Raw genomic sequence first — 15,756 nt, 5'->3', positions numbered from 1 at the left:
CGGATGTGGCTTAAAACCCGATTATTGGGTGACGATGCGTGGCGCGTCTTCTTCTTCGGCCTTGGCCATCTGCTGTTCGTACATCGCCTGGAAGTTGATTTCAGCCAGGTGCACCGGTGGGAAGCCCCCGCGCTGGATCAGGTCAGCAACGTTGCCGCGCAAATAGGGGTACACGATTTGAGGGCAGGCAATGCCCATGATGGGGCCCATCTGGTCATCGGGCAGGTTGCGAATTTCAAAAATCCCGGCCTGCTTGGCTTCCACCAGGAACACCGTGCGGTCCTTGATCTTGGTCTGCACGGTGGCGGTTACACAGATTTCAAACACGCCTTCGGCCACGGGGTTGGACTCCACGCCCAGCTGGATATCGACGGCGGGCTGCTCCTGCTCGAGCAGAATCGCTGGTGAATTGGGTTGCTCCAGCGAAGCTTCTTTCAAATAAACGCGCTGAATCTGGAAAGTGGGTTCTTGATCGGCCATGAATTGCTTTCAAAAAGGTCGGAAAAATCGAAACCCGCTGGGGACATCGGCTCCCACAGCGGGCACTGCAGTCATTATCTCAGCACCACAAAGGGTGCTGAAAAGCGGCCATCAGGCCTTGAGCATCGTTTGCAGCTCGCCGCGCGCTTCAAGCGCGTACAAATCATCACAGCCACCCACAAGGGTCTCGTCAATGAAAATCTGGGGCACGCTGGTACGTCCGGTCAGTTGGGTCATGTGAGCGCGCACTTCGGGTGTCCCATCCACATTCACTTCCTCCAGATCCGTCACGCCGCTTTGCTGCAACAGGGCCTTGGCCCGGCTGCAGAAAGGGCAATAGTTGCTGGTATACATCTTCACTTGGGCCATGGTGCCTCTCCTTGAATGGGTTCAGGCCTTCTCGACGGGCAGGCTGGCCGCGCGCCAGGCGCCCAAACCACCGGCCAGAGAGTGGGTATTCTCGTAGCCCAGCTTCTTGGCGATGGCCACCGCACGCTTGGAACGCATGCCCGAGGCGCACACCAGAATGACCGGCGTGGCTTTGTTTTTCACCATGCCTGCCAACTTGGCTTCCAGCTCATCCAGCGGCACATTTTTGGCACCGGACACGTGGCCCGCCTTGAACTCGTCTGCACCACAGATATCCACCACCACCGCTTTTTCTCGGTTGATCAGCGACACGGCATCGTTCGTGCTGATCGCGCCGCCACCCGAGCCGCCGGCCACCGCCGGCCACATCAACATGCCAGCTGACGCCAGTGCCACAGCCACCAGGGTCCAGTTTTCGATAAAGAAACTCACGAGGTTTACCTTTCAGTTAAGCCCTAGATTTTAGAATGTATGCGCAGCCCTCACAGGCTTGTTGTTTACTCGGGCGTTTTTCGACCCGAATTTTTGACTTGAAAGCACCGTCCTCCGATGTACAAACTCGTATTGATTCGCCATGGCGAGTCCACCTGGAACCTAGAAAACCGCTTCACCGGCTGGACCGATGTCGAGCTCACGCCCACGGGCGTGGCCCAGGCAACCATGGCCGGAAAGCTGCTCAAAGACGCGGGTTTCGACTTCGACATCGCCTACACCAGCATGCTCAAGCGTGCGATTCATACGCTGTGGTATGTGCTGGATGAAATGGAACGTTCCTGGCTGGCCATTGGCAAGCACTGGCGCCTCAACGAGCGTCATTACGGCGCGCTGCAAGGCCTGGACAAGTCCGAAACCGCCAAAAAATACGGTGATGAGCAGGTGTTGATCTGGCGCCGCAGCTACGACACACCGCCACCCGCACTGGAAGCCTCCGATTCCCGCTGCGAACGCAGCGACCGCCGCTATGAGCGGCTCTCGCCCGACGACATTCCGCTCACCGAATGCCTGAAAGACACCGTTGAGCGTGTGATGCCATTTTGGAACGAGGTGTTGGCCCCATCGATCAAGAGCGGCAAGCGCGTGGTCGTGTCGGCCCATGGCAACAGCATTCGTGCGCTGGTGAAGTACCTGGACAACATTTCCGACAAAGACATCGTGGGCCTGAACATCCCCAACGGTATTCCGCTGGTCTACGAACTCGACGAATCGCTGAAACCCATTCGGCATTACTACCTGGGCGATGCCGAGGCAGCAGAAGCCGCCGCTGCCGCCGTTGCCAAACAAGGCAAGGCCTGAATCGGGTCATGTCCCAAACCTGCGGAACCGAATGTCCACAGGTGACTCCTACACAACCTGGATCGGAAATGGCTGCGGTCCTGAAAAGCAGCCTTTCCAGGGCAGCTTTCACCGGAACAACCGCACGATTGCCCGCTTAAGGGGCAAGAAGGCGGTGAAAAGTGAGTCGCCACTGGCAACTCGTTGCCAACGCCCGGGTGTATATTGGTTCGCCGCTCGACGGCTACCTTGAAGTCATCGACGCATTTATTGGAAAAATCAATGGGAAAGCACGTGAGTCACAAGCTGAAAGTTGCTGGTTGGATCGCCGTAGGCGCTGTCGCAGGAGCGCTGACCACGTTCCAGCTTCAAGCCGTCGCACGTGGCACGCTCGCCCCGTTGCCGCTGGAAGAGTTGCAACAATTTGCCGCCGTTTTTGGCATGGTGAAAACCGACTATGTGGAACCGGTCGACGAGAAGCAACTGATCTCTGACGCCATCTCGGGCATGGTGGCCAGCCTGGATCCCCACTCGCAGTACTTCGACAAAAAGGCATTCAAGGAATTCCGGGAAGGCACCAGCGGCAAATTCGTCGGCGTGGGCATCGAGATCTCCATGGAAGACGGCCTGGTCAAGGTGGTCTCCCCTATTGAGGATTCGCCCGCTTTCCGTGCGGGCCTGAAATCCGGTGATCTGATCACCAAGATCGACGATACCGCCGTCAAAGGTCTGAGCATTGGTCAGGCCGTGAAGCTCATGCGCGGCGAGCCAAAAACCAAGGTCTTGCTCACCATCTTCCGCAAGAGCGAAGACCGAAGCTTCCCGGTCACCATCACCCGCGACGAAATCAAGACGCAAAGCGTCAAGGCGAAACAAATCGAGCCAGGCTACCTGTGGGTGCGTGTATCGCAATTCCAGGACCGCACGGTTGAAGACTTCTCGCGCAAGGTCGAGGAGCTCTACAAAGCCGATCCCAAGATCAAAGGCATCGTGCTTGATTTGCGCAACGACCCCGGTGGTTTGCTTGATGCAGCGGTGGCGATCTCTGCGGCCTTCCTGCCAGAAGACGTCACGGTTGTGTCAACCAACGGACAACTGGCCGACAGCAAGTCTGTCTACACCGCCACGCCAACGTATTACCTGCGACGCGGTGGCCCCGACCCTATCAAGCATCTGACCGAGACAACGCGCGGCCTGCTCAAAAATGTGCCTATGGTGGTACTGGTCAATGAAGGCTCGGCATCGGCCAGTGAGATTGTTGCTGGTGCCTTGCAAGACCACAAAAGAGCCAAAATTCTGGGCAACCAGACTTTCGGCAAAGGATCGGTTCAAACCGTGCGCCCGCTGGGCCCGGATACCGGCATCAAGCTCACCACGGCACGTTACTACACGCCGTCGGGCAAATCGATTCAAGCCAAGGGCATCGTGCCTGATGTGATGATCGACGAGACGGCCGAAGGCAATGTGTTTGCAGACCTGCGCACCCGCGAAGCCGATCTGAGCAAGCACCTCACAACCGGCAAAGAGGTGGCCGACAAGCCCATGACCGATGCTGAGCGCGCCGCCGAACAGCAACGCGATCTCGATCGTGAGCAAGCTCGCCAGCGCCTGGAAGAAGAGGCCAAGAAAAACCCGGGTCAGCGCTTGGTGCCCGAGTTTGGCAGCGCAGAAGACTTCCCGCTGCAACAAGCGCTCAACCAGCTCAAAGGCCAGCCAGTATTGGTGAGCAAGACCCTGATCGAGCGCGCAGAAGAGAAGAAGGAAAGCCAATAACGATCACGCGCGGTTCTGCGCCCGCGCTCGATTGGCTGACTGCTCACGCCCGGCCCTGACGTGAACGACCAACAACTGCTGCGCTACTCGCGCCACATCCTTCTCGAAGAACTGGGCATCGAAGGCCAGGATCGCCTATTGGGGGCTCATGCACTCGTGATCGGTGCAGGGGGCTTGGGCTCTCCCGTGGCGCTTTACCTGGGCAGCGCAGGCGTGGGTCGCATCACGGTGGTGGATCACGACGTGGTCGATGAAACCAACCTCCAGCGACAGATCGCTCATACACTCGACCGGGTCGGTCTGCCCAAAGCCGAATCGGTGCGCACCGCCATTGCGGCCATCAATCCCGATGTCGTAGCCATTCCCGTGGTTCAAAAGGCAGACGCCGCACTGCTCGACGCACTGGTGCCCACCGCCGATGTGGTGCTAGATTGCACCGACAACTTCGCTACCCGCCAGGCCATCAACGCCGCTTGCGTGGCGCACAGCAAGCCCTTGGTATCGGGCGCGGCGATCAGAATGGATGGCCAGCTCGGCGTATTCGATTCGCGCGAAGCCACCTCCCCCTGTTATGCCTGCGTGTTTCCTGGCAGCAGCAGTCCTGAAGAGACGCGCTGCGCCACCATGGGGGTGTTTGCACCGCTGGTGGGCATTGTCGGCACCATGCAGGCGGCAGAAGCATTGAAGTTGCTGGGTGGCTTGGGCTCACGCCTTGTGGGGCGGCTGCTCATGATCGACGCGCGCGATATGGCTTTCACCACCATCACCCTGCCCCGCCAGACGGATTGCGCGGTTTGCAGTCCCGCGGCGAAAAAGCACTGATCAGCCGCGCTGGCAAGGCCCATGGCGGCGGCGGAAAAGCCGCGGCTCCTCGGCGGCTTCCAGCATGCCTTCAGAAAAGATGCCTTTTTTCTTGCGGCGGGCGAAAGCCTCTTCCGACACAAACGGCCCAGGGTCTCCGCGCCACCGGTAAGACCATGCCCAGCCTTGACTAACCATCCATGCGGCCATGTCTTCGCCTTTGAAGGTCAGCCTCACCAACGGTCGACCATAGGTATCTCGGGCGCGCTCATTCACCCACAGCGTTTGGTTTTGAAGCCGCTGGCGCAAGGCGTCGCGCGCTGCGGCACCGCCCGTTTGGCAAATTTCAGGGGAATCGATGCCGTCGATACGCAATTTTTTGCTGCGCCCGCCTCCGTCGGGGCGAACCCAAATCGTGTCACCGTCGACTACCCGCACAACGCTGGCGCTGTAACCCCCTTCGAGCTGCTGCGCACTGGCCGCAGTGGCCAGCAAGAGAAGCACGAGCCCGAGAACGCCCGGCATCGAAAAGCGGCGATTGTGCCATTCAACCAATAAGTCCATGGCTGAAGTGTGCCCGCGAAAAGAGCCGTGTCTGGTGTCGATCGGGGCACCCAAAGCCTGTTCACATTGTTTTTCCAGCTGCGAACAGGTCCTAGACCGCCATGTAGCGTCCCGGGCGGTGGTTGATCGCCAGCGTGAGGTTGAGCACCACCGCACCCAAAACCGACCACCCAATGCGCTCCAGGTCGACCACCGCAAAAGCCGCCAACACGATGGAGCAATCCATCGCCATCTGAAGTTTGCCGGCCCGCCAGCCGAAGCGCTCCTGCAGGTACAGGACCAGTACATTGAACCCGCCCAGACTGGCGCGGTGGCGAAACAGCATCAGCATCCCTGTTCCCGTGAGCAAGCCACCGGCTATGGCGGCAAATCCTGTGCTGAGTTGGCCAATTTCGATCCACTGAGGCACCCATTGGGCCAAGACTGCCAGCAAGCCAACCGCCAAAAACGTTTTGATGGCAAATGCCGGCCCCATGCGCTGCCAGGCAAGACCATAGAACGGCAGGTTGATCACAAAGAAAACCAGACTGAAGTTCCAGCCAGTGGCGTAGTGGATCAAGAATGCCAGTCCAGCCGTGCCGCCCGTCAGCAAGCCGGCATGGCGAAACAGCACAACGCCCATCGCCACGAACAAGGTCCCAATCAAGAGCGCCATCGCATCTTCGTGCACACGATGGGGCGTGGAAACAACCGGAAGAATGGCGGCCTCAGAAGAGGCGCAAGGGCGAGCTGACACGAGGCAGAGTCCAGAAATCAAAGACGCTCAGTATCGAGGTCCACGGACGCAGCCCATTTGATACAGGTCACATGAACGTGCCTCCTAACCCGATATCAGCCAGGTCAGGCGCTCATCAAGGCATCCAGACGCCGCAAACTTGCCACGGTCTTCAAACAAGCTTCTGCCGCCTCGGTGCCTTTCACCGCGAAATGACGCATGAAGTACTTGCGGTGTTCGGCGTGTTCGTGAAAGTGGTGTGGCGTGAGAACGGCAGAAATCATCGGGACGCCGGTGGCCAGTTGCACATCCATCAGGGCCTGCACCACGGTTTGCGACACAAAATCGTGGCGGTAAATGCCGCCATCGACCACCAGTGCACTGCCCACAACCGCCGCGTAGCGGCCTGACTGGGCCAACCGCTGGGCATGCAGGGGAATTTCAAACGCGCCAGGTACGTCAAACACATCAATTGACTCGGCGTCGAACCCGCCTTCAGCCATGGCAACAAAAAAGGCGTCGCGGGCCTGCTGAACGATTTCGGCATGCCATGCGGCCTCAACAAAAGCGAAGCGCAGGCTCTGCGGTAAATCAACGGAAGGAATGGAAGGTGTAGACACTTCGATCTGATTCATGGGGTCCGAGAAATGGAGGGTGACCAAAAAATCAGGGCGCACAAGCTCACAGGCCAGCGGCATTGCTGTTTGCAATGCGCCAGGCCCTTGACTCGCGCTCTCTATCATCCGGACTCTGACCGTCGGTCCCGGGATCTCACCGGGTCTGCTGACCCCGCTCGGCTTTGCACCATGCGGGCGCTCGCGGCACTCGTGCGGTCTTGTGGTTACAAGCCGCCATCACCGCCGGTGGGGAATTTCGCCCCGCCCTGAGAACGCTTTGCGCGGCGCCAGAAACGCCGCGCGCCAATCATTGTAGGCAGAGCATCAAAGGCGCAGGTGTCGCGAGGGAATCAGGCAGAGACGATCCAGCCTTCCAGAGGGTCGAACGGGGGCAATCCCCAATGGGGGTGACCGCTGTTGTGTTGATGCAGCGCCCAGCTGGCCTGGAGCAAACACAGAACCGCGTCGAGGCTGTCTCCACTGGCGTCGTCAGCCAATTGATCCCGCTGCGCATGGCTGAGCTTCAAGCGCAGGCCTGCGCCTTGCAGCAGTGGTACACGGCCGCTCTCAAGAGCCTCGATCAGGGTGCGCCGTGCGATCAGACGCTCAGGCGTCTGGCGCGCTTTGTCATCGCTTTTATAGGACGCATGGCCCAGCACGCTGCGCGCCAGCAAACCCGGGTAAGCCTCCAGGGCCACGCGGTTTGGGTCACCCGCGTACAAACCCGGCAGGCTCACGCCAGCCTCCACCAAACAGGGCACGCCCGCATGCAGCATGAATGCCACTGGCGGGTTGACCCATTTCATGCTCGGGCTGGAGCCCGCTGGGCCATCCGTCGCCCGATGTGCAAATTTCGCTCCGGCGGGTCGCCCATCGCAAAAGGCCTTGAAGGCCAGGCGAATTTCGCTGCGGCTCAGGCCTGCGTAATGGTGCAAGCAAGCCAGCCAATCGGTGGGCCAGCCCAAGGACGTGACCAGCTCGCGTGGCAAACCAAACGGCAGATCAAAGCCACCCACCCATGGACCGTCTCCCTGTTGTTGAATGCGCGCTTGCCAGTGGGCCAGCTCACCAAAGGTTTCCAGCGTTTCCAACACCACCCGGCCCCGATTTAGGTGTCCGAGCGCCAAAACAACGGGTTTCCGGCGCGAAGGTGCACTGGTGAAGTCACAACCCAGCAGTTGAAAGACCTGTTCTGCCATGTTCAGCCCAGGCCCAGCAAGACCACGCCTGAGGCGATCAGAACGGCCCCAAACAAACGTGGCACCCGCTCGCCCTCGCCCAGCAGGTGGCCACCGATCAGCGCAGCAAACAGCATGGAGACCTCCCGGGCTGGCGCAACATGAGACAACGGCGCTTCTTTCATCGCGTACAAAACCAGTACATACGCCACGGGGCTGAACAGCGCCACCACAAAGGCATACCGCCACTGGCGAAGCCACAGAACCCGGGCTTGCGCCGGATCGCGCATAACAGTCGGTGCGAGCAGCCCGACCCGGACGAAATTACCCACATAGTCCAACAAGATGGGCGACATGGCCACCCACTTCACGGCATACCCATCGACCACGGTGTAGCAGGCAATCATCGCCCCGGTGAGCAACCCATAGGCAACACCTTTGCGCACCCTGTCTCGCGCCAGCGGGTCGCGGGCTGCACGCCACAAATCCGGCCCGCCAGCGATCAGGAATACGCCGCCCACCACACCAGCAATACCCGTTAGCCCAAGCATGGATATGCGTTCACCCAGAAAGACAATTGCCACCATCGACGAGAGCAAGGGGCCAGAACCACGTGCCATGGGATACACCACGGTGAGGTCGGCCTTGCGGTATCCACGCAACAACACCACGAAATACACCACGTGCAAGACGCCACTGCCCACCACCAGACGCCACTCCAGTGCTCCCCAATGGGGCACTTCGCTGCGCCCGAACCACCAGCCAACGGGCGCCCACAGCACCATCATCAGAAAAGCTGTGAAAAAAGCAAAGCGCGCATCACCGGATGCCTTCTTGGCCACGATATTCCAGCCAGCATGGATCAGGCCGGCAATCACGATGAGCGAGAAAGCTAGGGGTGTCACGAGGGGCAAGAAAAAGCCGCAGACCTCAAAAGAGTGACTGCGGCAATGGCGGGAAAAAGAAACTCAGGCCCGGCCGATGATGCTCGCCGTGGCCATCAGTTCTTCCAGCAAAGCGAGCGATACGCGGCCTGAAACCCCATACGGGTCGAACTCGGGGCGCTCGGAATACTTCAAAACGATGGAGGTGTTGAGCTTGGAGAGGTTGACCTGCCCCATGGTCCATCCACCGAATCGGCGCTCCGAAATCTCTTCGTAGTGAAGCAGCACCACATCCGTGTGGCGCTTGTCCGACGCGATGTGGTTGTACAGGGTGTTGACCGCATTGCGCCCACCTTCAATGGCCTGAAGAAACACGCCTCCGCCGTAACACAGCACACCGGTGATCCCGTTGCCCATGTTATGGGAGCGCGAGGTTTCCAGAATGGATTCGATGGCTTTGGTGCTGTCTTTATCGACGGCACGGCTGACGTAGAGCAGGCGAACAAGCATGGTGATTCAGAAGGTTCAGTTTTTCCGGGGAATGAGCGAGAGAAACTCACGGCGCAAATTGGAGTCTTTGAGAAAAACGCCTCGCATGACCGAGTTGATCATCTTGCTGTCCATGTCCTTCACGCCGCGCCAGGCCATGCAGTAGTGACTGGCTTCCATCACGATAGCCAAGCCATCAGGCTGGGTTTTTTCTTGAATCAAGTCGGCCAATTGCACCACCGCTTCTTCCTGAATCTGCGGACGCCCCATGATCCATTCGGCCAGGCGCGCGTACTTGGACAAGCCAATCACATTGGTGTGCTCGTTGGGCATGACCCCAATCCAGATCTTGCCAATGACAGGACAAAAATGGTGGCTGCACGCGCTGCGCACAGTGATCGGACCAACGATCATCAGCTCGTTCAAGTGCTCTGCGTTGGGGAACTCGGTGATCGCCGGGCCCTTGACATACCGCCCGTTGAACACCTCTTTCAGATACATCTTGGCCACGCGGCGTGCGGTGTCGCCGGTATTGTGGTCATGATCCAGATCGATGACCATGCTGTCGAGCACGCCTTGCATCTTGACAGTCACTTCGTCCAACAGTTTGTCCAGCTCACCCGGTTCGATGAACTCGGCAATGTTGTCGTTGGAATGAAAGCGCTGTCGAGCGGCCTTGATGCGCTCGCGAATCTTGACGGAGACGGGCACGCCGTCGTCATCAGCGGGGGGGGCTGCTTGGGTCATTTCGCCTTCGGTTTTCATCAGCATCAGCCATGCTACCACTGGCCACAAAACCGCCGCGTGCAATGGGGGCATGTGGCGGGCCCTGGCGTCCAGGGGCTTTCCTCACCATATGCCCAAGATGCGTTGCGGATCAAAAACCATGGTCAAGGCTGGACCGCGACCTGGGTCGCCCCCTCGGCCAGGCGTTCGCAACGCCGCGCATGGCCCCTCTGGCTGCAACCCGAAGGAAAAATGGGGCGGACAGTCCCTAGTAGCGGTGCCCTGTGACAAACAAAACCACGCGCATGACGGCAAACGCCAGCCGGTCCAGAATACGCTGACCGAGTGGGCGCATGGCCAGTGATGCTGGGTCAATGGCTCTTCCATGGTTCGTCACCAAGCTATCCAGCCGTTGGTAGAGCATGGCCGCAAAACGTTCGTCGGTGGTCAAAACATTGGCTTCTCGCGCCAACAGCAAGGACAAGGGGTCCAGGTTGGTTGAACCCACCGTCGCCCAGCGCTGGTCGACCACAGCGACTTTCGCATGCAATGCACTGGGCGCGTATTCCAGAATCTCGATCCCGGCGGCCACCAGCGTGTGGTGCACCGGACGGGCCGCATGAAACTGAAAGAAGTTCTCGTACCGTCCCTGAACCAGCAACCGCACGCGTACCCCTCGTTGCGCCGCAACGGTGAGCGCCCGCCTCAATTTGCGACCCGGAACGAAATAGGCGTTGGCGATCACGATATCGTGACGAGCTTCGCCAATGGCTTTCAGGTAAGCCCGCTCGATATCGTGGCGGTGGGTCAGGTTGTCGCGAAGCAGCAGCGCAGCGACGGCGCCATTGACGCCCAGGGACCCAGGAGCCGTGCCGACATTGTCAGCGTCTGCGCCGCCTTGCTCGCCAGCCTTTTCTGCTGAGCCAAAGAGACCCAGTATCCGGGAAAAATCACCTTCCGGAAGCGTCTCGCGCAAGGCGTTCCAGGCGGTTCTGAATTCGCGTTGACGCGCTTTGCGCAAGGCCTGCAGGCGCCACCAGAGCGACTCCATGGTCGCGACCATCTCATCAACCAAGGGCCCGGCCACACGGAGCGAAAAGTCCAGCCGCGGTTCGATGAGGCGGCCCAGCGCGACGTCGTCAAGGTCGTCGATGATATTGATACCGCCGCAGAACCCTACCGTTTCATCGATGACGCAGAGTTTGCGGTGCAACCGCCGCCAGCGACTGGGGATCAGCAAGCCGAGACTGCCCAGCGGCGCATAAGTACGCCAGAGCACGCCCGCTGCCGCGAACCGCATCCTCCATTCCACAGGAATGCTGGGGGTGCCCACCCCGTCAACAACCAGGCGCACCAGCACACCTCGCTGGGCCGCCCGCTCAAGGGCTTGAGCAACCTCCAGTGCCATGCCCTTGAACTCAAATATGTAGGTCTCCAGATGCACCACCCGGCGTGCGGCGTCCATCGATTCAACCAGGGCGGGAAAGAGTTCTTTGCCCCCCTCAAGCAAAACCAGCTGATGCCCATCAAGTTGCTGGGTGCGTGTAGAAAACGCGGGTTGGCGGCGGCGGGGCATCTTGATGAGGCTTTGTTCGCTAGAGCTCGAACTCGGCGATCAAGGGCAGATGGTCTGACATGCGAGACCAAACCCGACCATGGGGAACATGGGCCGAAAGGGGTGTGAGGCCGCGCACATAGATGCGGTCAAGGTGCAGCAATGGCAAACGCGAAGGATAGGTCGGCAGGCGAAGCGAATCAAAGGTTTGCAAATCAAGATCACGCATCGGTTTGAGCAGCTTGGCTGACCAGTCATTGAAGTCGCCAGCGACCACCAATGGTGCCGAGTCCGGCACCTCATTGGCCACATATTGCCCCAACTGCTTCACCTGCCGTTGGCGACTCGCGTGGATCAGACCCAGGTGCACCACGATCACATGCAAATCCTGGCCATCCACGAGCAACTGGGTGTGCAGCAGTCCTCGTTGCTCGAACCGGTGGTCTGAAACATCTGAGTGCTTCACGTCAAGAACCGGCCAGCGCGACAGCAGGGCATTGCCGTGTTCTCCATGTCGCGTTACCGCGTTGGTTCGGTAGGCCGATTCGTAACCCTCGGGCGACAGGTAGCCCGCCTGGTCCAGGTCGGGCCAGCGTGTAAACGTTTTCTCCAGCTTGCGGTTGTGGCGCCTGACCTCTTGCAGACAGACAATGTCGGCATCGAACTGCTCCACGGCGTGCCCAAGGTTGTGAATTTCCAAACGCTTGGAGGGGCCCATGCCTTGCACCCCCTTGTGAATGTTGTAAGTGGCAATTCGAAGCTGGGTCATGGTATGTGGATGTCCGCTGGTGTTTGGGAAGGGTTGGACATCACCGCTTTTGTTCGGAGCTCAAAACCCGCTTTCCCGAATAAAGACCGAGACCACCTTGCGCGCCACGCCTGCCAAAACGGACTCCGCCTGGCCGTCGATTTGCACCCGGACGACCGCCACACTGCTGGTCGGCAACGGTTCATCCAGAACAATCCGCACCCGAAACAATGCGTCGCGTAAAACCTGCGTGTTTTCTTGCCCTGAGCGCGCTGTGTCGCTCACGACGGCCAACGGCCCCCCGTGGGAGGCTTCCAGCAACGGCGTGGGCAAAACAGTTGTTCGGGACACGTCGATGGACTCAACGCGCCCCTTGGCCCATCGCTGGTAGTCGGTATGCAAGCGGACGCGAACCGACTGCCCGACCGCTACCCGCCCAAGATCACCCTCGGGAACAAAGGCATCGACAACCCACCGCGTCGGGTCTATGAACATGGCCATGGGTTCTCGCGATTTAACCCACACGCCAGGTGCCAAACCATGGTCTACGTCGTGCAGTTCGCCATCAAATGGTGCGCGCAGGGTCAAACGGGCCAACTCATCTTTGCTCGCCTTGCCTTCCGCTTCGAAGAATGCCTTTTGCGAGTTCAACAATTGCCGCTGTGATTCACCATCAGGCAACCCCATCAAGCCTGCAATCTGGCTCTCCCGGGCCGCAGCCAACTGGCGTGAGCGGTCTTGTGCAATCGAAAGAATGGACGAGTCCAGCACAAAGAGCACATCGCCGGTCTTGAACGAGCGCTGTTCAGGCATCGCCACAATTTGTGCAGAAAATGGAGAGTGGATAGGTGTCTGATCTGCTGCATGGATCCAGCCGTACCCAGCGATGCGGCTGCTAAACGGGTATACCAAGAGCACAGCCAGCAGCAACAGGCCCACAACCCACCCGACGCGCCGATTCATGGCGATTTCGCTCTTGCGCGCATTCCACACGGCCATCTCCCGGTAAATGGGTTTTCCGATAAACCAAACCAGCTCCAGAACCAGCATCAAAATGCCCAAGAGCTTAAAGAAGAAAAAATACACCAATAAAGCGATACCGAGGAATACCACCAGTCGGTAGACCCAGGTGGCCAACGCAAAGCCCACCAAGCCTCGGCGCTTGCCTGGCGTGAAGTTTTCCGGCCAGGGATCCTTGAAGCCCAGCAAGCTACGGCGAAGCCAGGTGCGAGCCAGTGCGCTTGAACGCTCATGCAAATTGGGCAGATCGAGCAAGTCGCTGAAGATGAAGTAGCCATCAAAGCGCATGAACGGACTGGCGTTGATGGCCAGTGTCATCAACCAGCTGGTGGTCGCCAGGAAGAACATGCCATTTCGAAACGGGCCATCAGGCGCCAGACTCCACAGCAAGGTAGCGATGCTGGCCAAGGCCAGTTCAACGGCGATACCAGCGCTGGCTATGGCAAGCCGGTCGCGAGGATTCTTCAAACGCCAGCTTTCACCCGTATCGGTGTAGAGCATCGGCAGCATCACAAGAAAGGCCACGCCCATATGCGCAACCCGCACGCCATAACGGGTAGCGACCACGGCATGGCCCAACTCATGCAGGGTCTTGGCAAACAGCAAGGCAACGGTGTACCCAACGACCCCTGTCCAGGTGAAGTTGTCGACCAGGGTATGGCGGAAGACATCCCACTGCCGGGAGACCAGAAACAGACCCAATAGCGCAATGCATCCAATGGCAATGGCCACCATCGACATGCGAACGTTTTTGAGAAAGGGTTGCAAAGTGGCAAGCCAGGCTTGTGGACGCACCAAAGGCAGACGGAAGAACAGGTAGTTGTGAACCAGCCATTCCAGTATCGATCGCTTTTGCCCCATGCTGCGGCCCAACAGGCGCTGCATGTCAACCTTGTTGTCCACGCGCAGAAGTTGGTTGTCCGACATGAACACCACCAGTTTTCGCACATCGGCCAGGGTGACGTTGAGCGGTGTTTGGGCATTCACCTCCTCGATCAACGCCACAGCGTCGAAATCGGCCCAATGAATCAACAGCTCAAAATCGATCCAACCGATCCGGAAAAATCGGTTGGTGACCGGATCCTGAATCATCCAGGCAGGGGTACCGTCCTCATTGGGTGCCGCAGAAAAAAGAATCAACTCATCCCTGATCCGCGGCAACTTGACAGCCTTGAGCGCCTTGCTCTTGGCAGTGAACCGCACCTTCTGGCCCTCGACGGCCTGCGCCTGGGTCATAGCCCAGTCCACTCCCTGACCGTGGACAAGGGTCGGCGAAACAGGAAATAACCCAACATCACCCAGTCACCCGAGATGCGAGCAGTACCACGCAACCCAATGCGTGGCAGCTCGGTTCCTTCTTCAAATCTGGCCCTCAGGCGGTATGCCGCGACACCATCCGGGCTGATCGACGCCTGGTAGCTGGATTCAACCAGTTTTGCGGCTCGGGGGCTCAACGGTTCGGTGTGGAGGAACAACCTCACCGGCGCATCGAGTTTCAGGTTGATCGCATCGGCCACCGACAACCAGACAAGGACCCCGCTGTCTTCGGGTTGCGCCAGCTGAATGACACGCTCCCCGGTTTGAACTGGTTTGCCCAACCAGTCGTTTGTATCCGCAAAAATGGCCACACCGTCTTGGTCTGCTCGAACCTCCACTCTATTGGCCTGGGAGTCCACCGCAGCCAACTCGGCCTCTTTCTCTCGCACACGGCCCAACGCGACAGCGACCTCACCTTTGCTCTTGTTGTCATCAAATGCGCGCTGCTGAGCAATGTGGGCGTCTGCCTTCGCGATTTCAAGGCCTTTGAGAGCCACTTGGCGTCGATTCGACAGCGCCGAATCATCCAGAGAAAAGAGCAAGTCACCAGCCTTGACCCGAGCATTTGGTTGCACCGCAAACGAGCCCACCACCCCATCCTGCGGCGCCGCGACAGCCTTCGCGTTCAATGCAATCACTTCGGCTGGCGCAAGCACCGAAAGCCGAATGGGAATAAACATGCTCAATGCAAGAGCGGATAGCACCAGCCAGCGATAGCGCTGGCCGAACAGGGTTTTGATGCCAAACCATCCGCCATGTTTTTTGCGTCCCAAGGCTGCATGGCAATAACCAAACGTGGCATGCAAGCGCTCCAGATACGACGAATCGCTATCGCCCCACGGTTCCTCTCGGGCATACATCACCCAGCCAAGCAATTCGTTCAGTTTCCCCCTCAGCGGAACAAGCAACAGATGGTCGGGCAACCATTCTGACCAATGCGCGGCGTCAATATCGCTGGCATCGTTGTAGTCCAGTCGGTGCACCTCGATGTCGCGCGGGAATCGCTGGGCAAACTGAGTCAACCACACGGCAAAAGGGGAATCGTTCGCGACGCTCACCAAGCCAGAGGCTGCGACCAGCCTCAGCTTGGAACCCTCTTGCTCGAAGAGCGCAGCCTGACGATACGGCGTGAGGGCGTGGGTCTCATTGACGATAGTGAAACGAAGAGCAGCAAGCGTAGGCGCTTCCATTGCCCTTGCTTCGATCTGTAGCAAGGTGCTCAGATCGGAAGAGGCGGTCATCAAGGCA

The 15,756-nt window shown here is 59.0% G+C and carries 17 protein-coding genes and 1 riboswitch; of the genes, 3 read left to right on the top strand and 14 right to left on the bottom strand.

Going from position 1 to position 15,756, the window contains the following annotated elements; all coding sequences use genetic code 11:
* Nucleotides 1-21: 21 nt before the first annotated feature.
* The 3 genes from secB to LPB072_RS05220 all read right to left on the bottom strand — a co-directional run bounded on the left by secB (nt 22) and on the right by LPB072_RS05220 (nt 1,281).
* The gene (gene secB / locus LPB072_RS05230) at nt 22-480 is read right to left on the bottom strand and encodes a protein-export chaperone SecB (RefSeq protein ID WP_066088414.1); all 459 of its coding nucleotides are present in this window, start codon (nt 478-480) and stop codon (nt 22-24) included.
* 111 nt (nt 481-591) lie between these two features.
* A complete protein-coding gene (gene grxC, locus LPB072_RS05225; RefSeq protein ID WP_066088411.1) occupies nt 592-849 on the bottom strand; it encodes a glutaredoxin 3 in 258 nt (85 codons plus the stop codon).
* 21 nt (nt 850-870) lie between these two features.
* Nucleotides 871-1,281, bottom strand: a complete 411-nt coding sequence (locus tag LPB072_RS05220) for a rhodanese-like domain-containing protein (RefSeq protein WP_066088408.1) — start codon at nt 1,279-1,281, stop codon at nt 871-873.
* A gap of 117 nt (nt 1,282-1,398) precedes the next feature.
* Here LPB072_RS05220 and gpmA point away from each other — a divergent pair, with 117 nt between their 5' ends.
* The 3 genes from gpmA to LPB072_RS05205 all read left to right on the top strand — a co-directional run bounded on the left by gpmA (nt 1,399) and on the right by LPB072_RS05205 (nt 4,716).
* On the top strand, nt 1,399-2,142 hold the full coding sequence (gpmA, locus tag LPB072_RS05215) for a 2,3-diphosphoglycerate-dependent phosphoglycerate mutase (RefSeq protein ID WP_066088405.1): 744 nt from the start codon (nt 1,399-1,401) through the stop codon (nt 2,140-2,142).
* 273 nt (nt 2,143-2,415) lie between these two features.
* Nucleotides 2,416-3,894 (top strand): S41 family peptidase, encoded by a 1,479-nt coding sequence (locus LPB072_RS05210; protein ID WP_066088786.1) that lies wholly within the window; start codon nt 2,416-2,418, stop codon nt 3,892-3,894.
* Between the two features lie 60 nt (nt 3,895-3,954).
* Nucleotides 3,955-4,716, top strand: coding sequence for a HesA/MoeB/ThiF family protein (locus LPB072_RS05205; protein ID WP_066088401.1), 762 nt, complete (start codon nt 3,955-3,957; stop codon nt 4,714-4,716).
* On the opposite strand, the gene LPB072_RS05200 is transcribed toward LPB072_RS05205, so the two are convergent.
* From LPB072_RS05200 to LPB072_RS05150, 11 genes are all read right to left on the bottom strand, one after another.
* A complete protein-coding gene (locus LPB072_RS05200; RefSeq protein ID WP_096349050.1) occupies nt 4,717-5,259 on the bottom strand; it encodes a thermonuclease family protein in 543 nt (180 codons plus the stop codon).
* A gap of 91 nt (nt 5,260-5,350) precedes the next feature.
* Nucleotides 5,351-5,995 carry a YitT family protein gene (locus tag LPB072_RS05195; RefSeq protein ID WP_407927783.1) on the bottom strand — a complete coding sequence of 215 codons (645 nt, stop codon included), beginning with the start codon at nt 5,993-5,995 and terminating at the stop codon, nt 5,351-5,353.
* Nucleotides 5,996-6,099: 104 nt separating this feature from the next.
* Nucleotides 6,100-6,609: a 6,7-dimethyl-8-ribityllumazine synthase gene (locus tag LPB072_RS05190; protein ID WP_066088777.1), complete on the bottom strand. Its 510-nt coding sequence runs from the start codon at nt 6,607-6,609 to the stop codon at nt 6,100-6,102.
* A gap of 92 nt (nt 6,610-6,701) precedes the next feature.
* Nucleotides 6,702-6,869: riboswitch (FMN riboswitch) on the bottom strand.
* Between the two features lie 72 nt (nt 6,870-6,941).
* The gene (locus LPB072_RS05185; protein ID WP_066088396.1) at nt 6,942-7,790 is read right to left on the bottom strand and encodes a DUF429 domain-containing protein; all 849 of its coding nucleotides are present in this window, start codon (nt 7,788-7,790) and stop codon (nt 6,942-6,944) included.
* Nucleotides 7,791-7,792: 2 nt separating this feature from the next.
* Complete coding sequence (locus LPB072_RS05180) at nt 7,793-8,674, bottom strand: EamA family transporter (RefSeq protein ID WP_066088392.1); 882 nt, start codon at nt 8,672-8,674, stop codon at nt 7,793-7,795.
* Between the two features lie 63 nt (nt 8,675-8,737).
* The gene (locus tag LPB072_RS05175; RefSeq protein ID WP_066088388.1) at nt 8,738-9,163 is read right to left on the bottom strand and encodes a BLUF domain-containing protein; all 426 of its coding nucleotides are present in this window, start codon (nt 9,161-9,163) and stop codon (nt 8,738-8,740) included.
* Nucleotides 9,164-9,178: 15 nt separating this feature from the next.
* A complete protein-coding gene (folE, locus tag LPB072_RS05170; RefSeq protein ID WP_066088386.1) occupies nt 9,179-9,913 on the bottom strand; it encodes a GTP cyclohydrolase I in 735 nt (244 codons plus the stop codon).
* Nucleotides 9,914-10,136: 223 nt separating this feature from the next.
* Nucleotides 10,137-11,444: a cardiolipin synthase ClsB gene (gene clsB, locus LPB072_RS05165; protein ID WP_066088383.1), complete on the bottom strand. Its 1,308-nt coding sequence runs from the start codon at nt 11,442-11,444 to the stop codon at nt 10,137-10,139.
* A gap of 19 nt (nt 11,445-11,463) precedes the next feature.
* Nucleotides 11,464-12,192 (bottom strand): endonuclease/exonuclease/phosphatase family protein, encoded by a 729-nt coding sequence (locus LPB072_RS05160; RefSeq protein ID WP_066088380.1) that lies wholly within the window; start codon nt 12,190-12,192, stop codon nt 11,464-11,466.
* A 60-nt stretch (nt 12,193-12,252) separates the two neighbouring features.
* Complete coding sequence (locus LPB072_RS05155; protein ID WP_082876828.1) at nt 12,253-14,427, bottom strand: HlyD family efflux transporter periplasmic adaptor subunit; 2,175 nt, start codon at nt 14,425-14,427, stop codon at nt 12,253-12,255.
* Complete coding sequence (locus LPB072_RS05150) at nt 14,424-15,749, bottom strand: efflux RND transporter periplasmic adaptor subunit (RefSeq protein WP_066088377.1); 1,326 nt, start codon at nt 15,747-15,749, stop codon at nt 14,424-14,426. The genes LPB072_RS05155 and LPB072_RS05150 overlap by 4 nt, the downstream gene beginning before the upstream one ends.
* Nucleotides 15,750-15,756: the final 7 nt, after the last annotated feature.

Origin of the sequence: Hydrogenophaga crassostreae, from assembly GCF_001761385.1 — a bacterium.
Classification (GTDB): Bacteria; Pseudomonadota; Gammaproteobacteria; order Burkholderiales; family Burkholderiaceae_C; genus Hydrogenophaga; species Hydrogenophaga crassostreae.
This window is presented reverse-complemented; position numbering and strand designations above follow the sequence as displayed.

What these genes read in the sequence shown, in the direction of transcription:
- LPB072_RS05155 (WP_082876828.1), bottom strand. Translation starts at nt 14,427, where the DNA reads ATGACCCAGGCGCAGGCCGTCGAGGGCCAGAAGGTGCGGTTCACTGCC.
- LPB072_RS05160 (WP_066088380.1), bottom strand. Translation starts at nt 12,192, where the DNA reads ATGACCCAGCTTCGAATTGCCACTTACAACATTCACAAGGGGGTGCAA.
- clsB (WP_066088383.1), bottom strand. Translation starts at nt 11,444, where the DNA reads ATGCCCCGCCGCCGCCAACCCGCGTTTTCTACACGCACCCAGCAACTT.
- grxC (WP_066088411.1), bottom strand. Translation starts at nt 849, where the DNA reads ATGGCCCAAGTGAAGATGTATACCAGCAACTATTGCCCTTTCTGCAGC.
- folE (WP_066088386.1), bottom strand. Translation starts at nt 9,913, where the DNA reads ATGCTGATGAAAACCGAAGGCGAAATGACCCAAGCAGCCCCCCCCGCT.
- LPB072_RS05185 (WP_066088396.1), bottom strand. Translation starts at nt 7,790, where the DNA reads ATGGCAGAACAGGTCTTTCAACTGCTGGGTTGTGACTTCACCAGTGCA.
- secB (WP_066088414.1), bottom strand. Translation starts at nt 480, where the DNA reads ATGGCCGATCAAGAACCCACTTTCCAGATTCAGCGCGTTTATTTGAAA.
- LPB072_RS05200 (WP_096349050.1), bottom strand. Translation starts at nt 5,259, where the DNA reads ATGGACTTATTGGTTGAATGGCACAATCGCCGCTTTTCGATGCCGGGC.
- gpmA (WP_066088405.1), top strand. Translation starts at nt 1,399, where the DNA reads ATGTACAAACTCGTATTGATTCGCCATGGCGAGTCCACCTGGAACCTA.
- LPB072_RS05150 (WP_066088377.1), bottom strand. Translation starts at nt 15,749, where the DNA reads ATGACCGCCTCTTCCGATCTGAGCACCTTGCTACAGATCGAAGCAAGG.
- LPB072_RS05190 (WP_066088777.1), bottom strand. Translation starts at nt 6,609, where the DNA reads ATGAATCAGATCGAAGTGTCTACACCTTCCATTCCTTCCGTTGATTTA.
- LPB072_RS05175 (WP_066088388.1), bottom strand. Translation starts at nt 9,163, where the DNA reads ATGCTTGTTCGCCTGCTCTACGTCAGCCGTGCCGTCGATAAAGACAGC.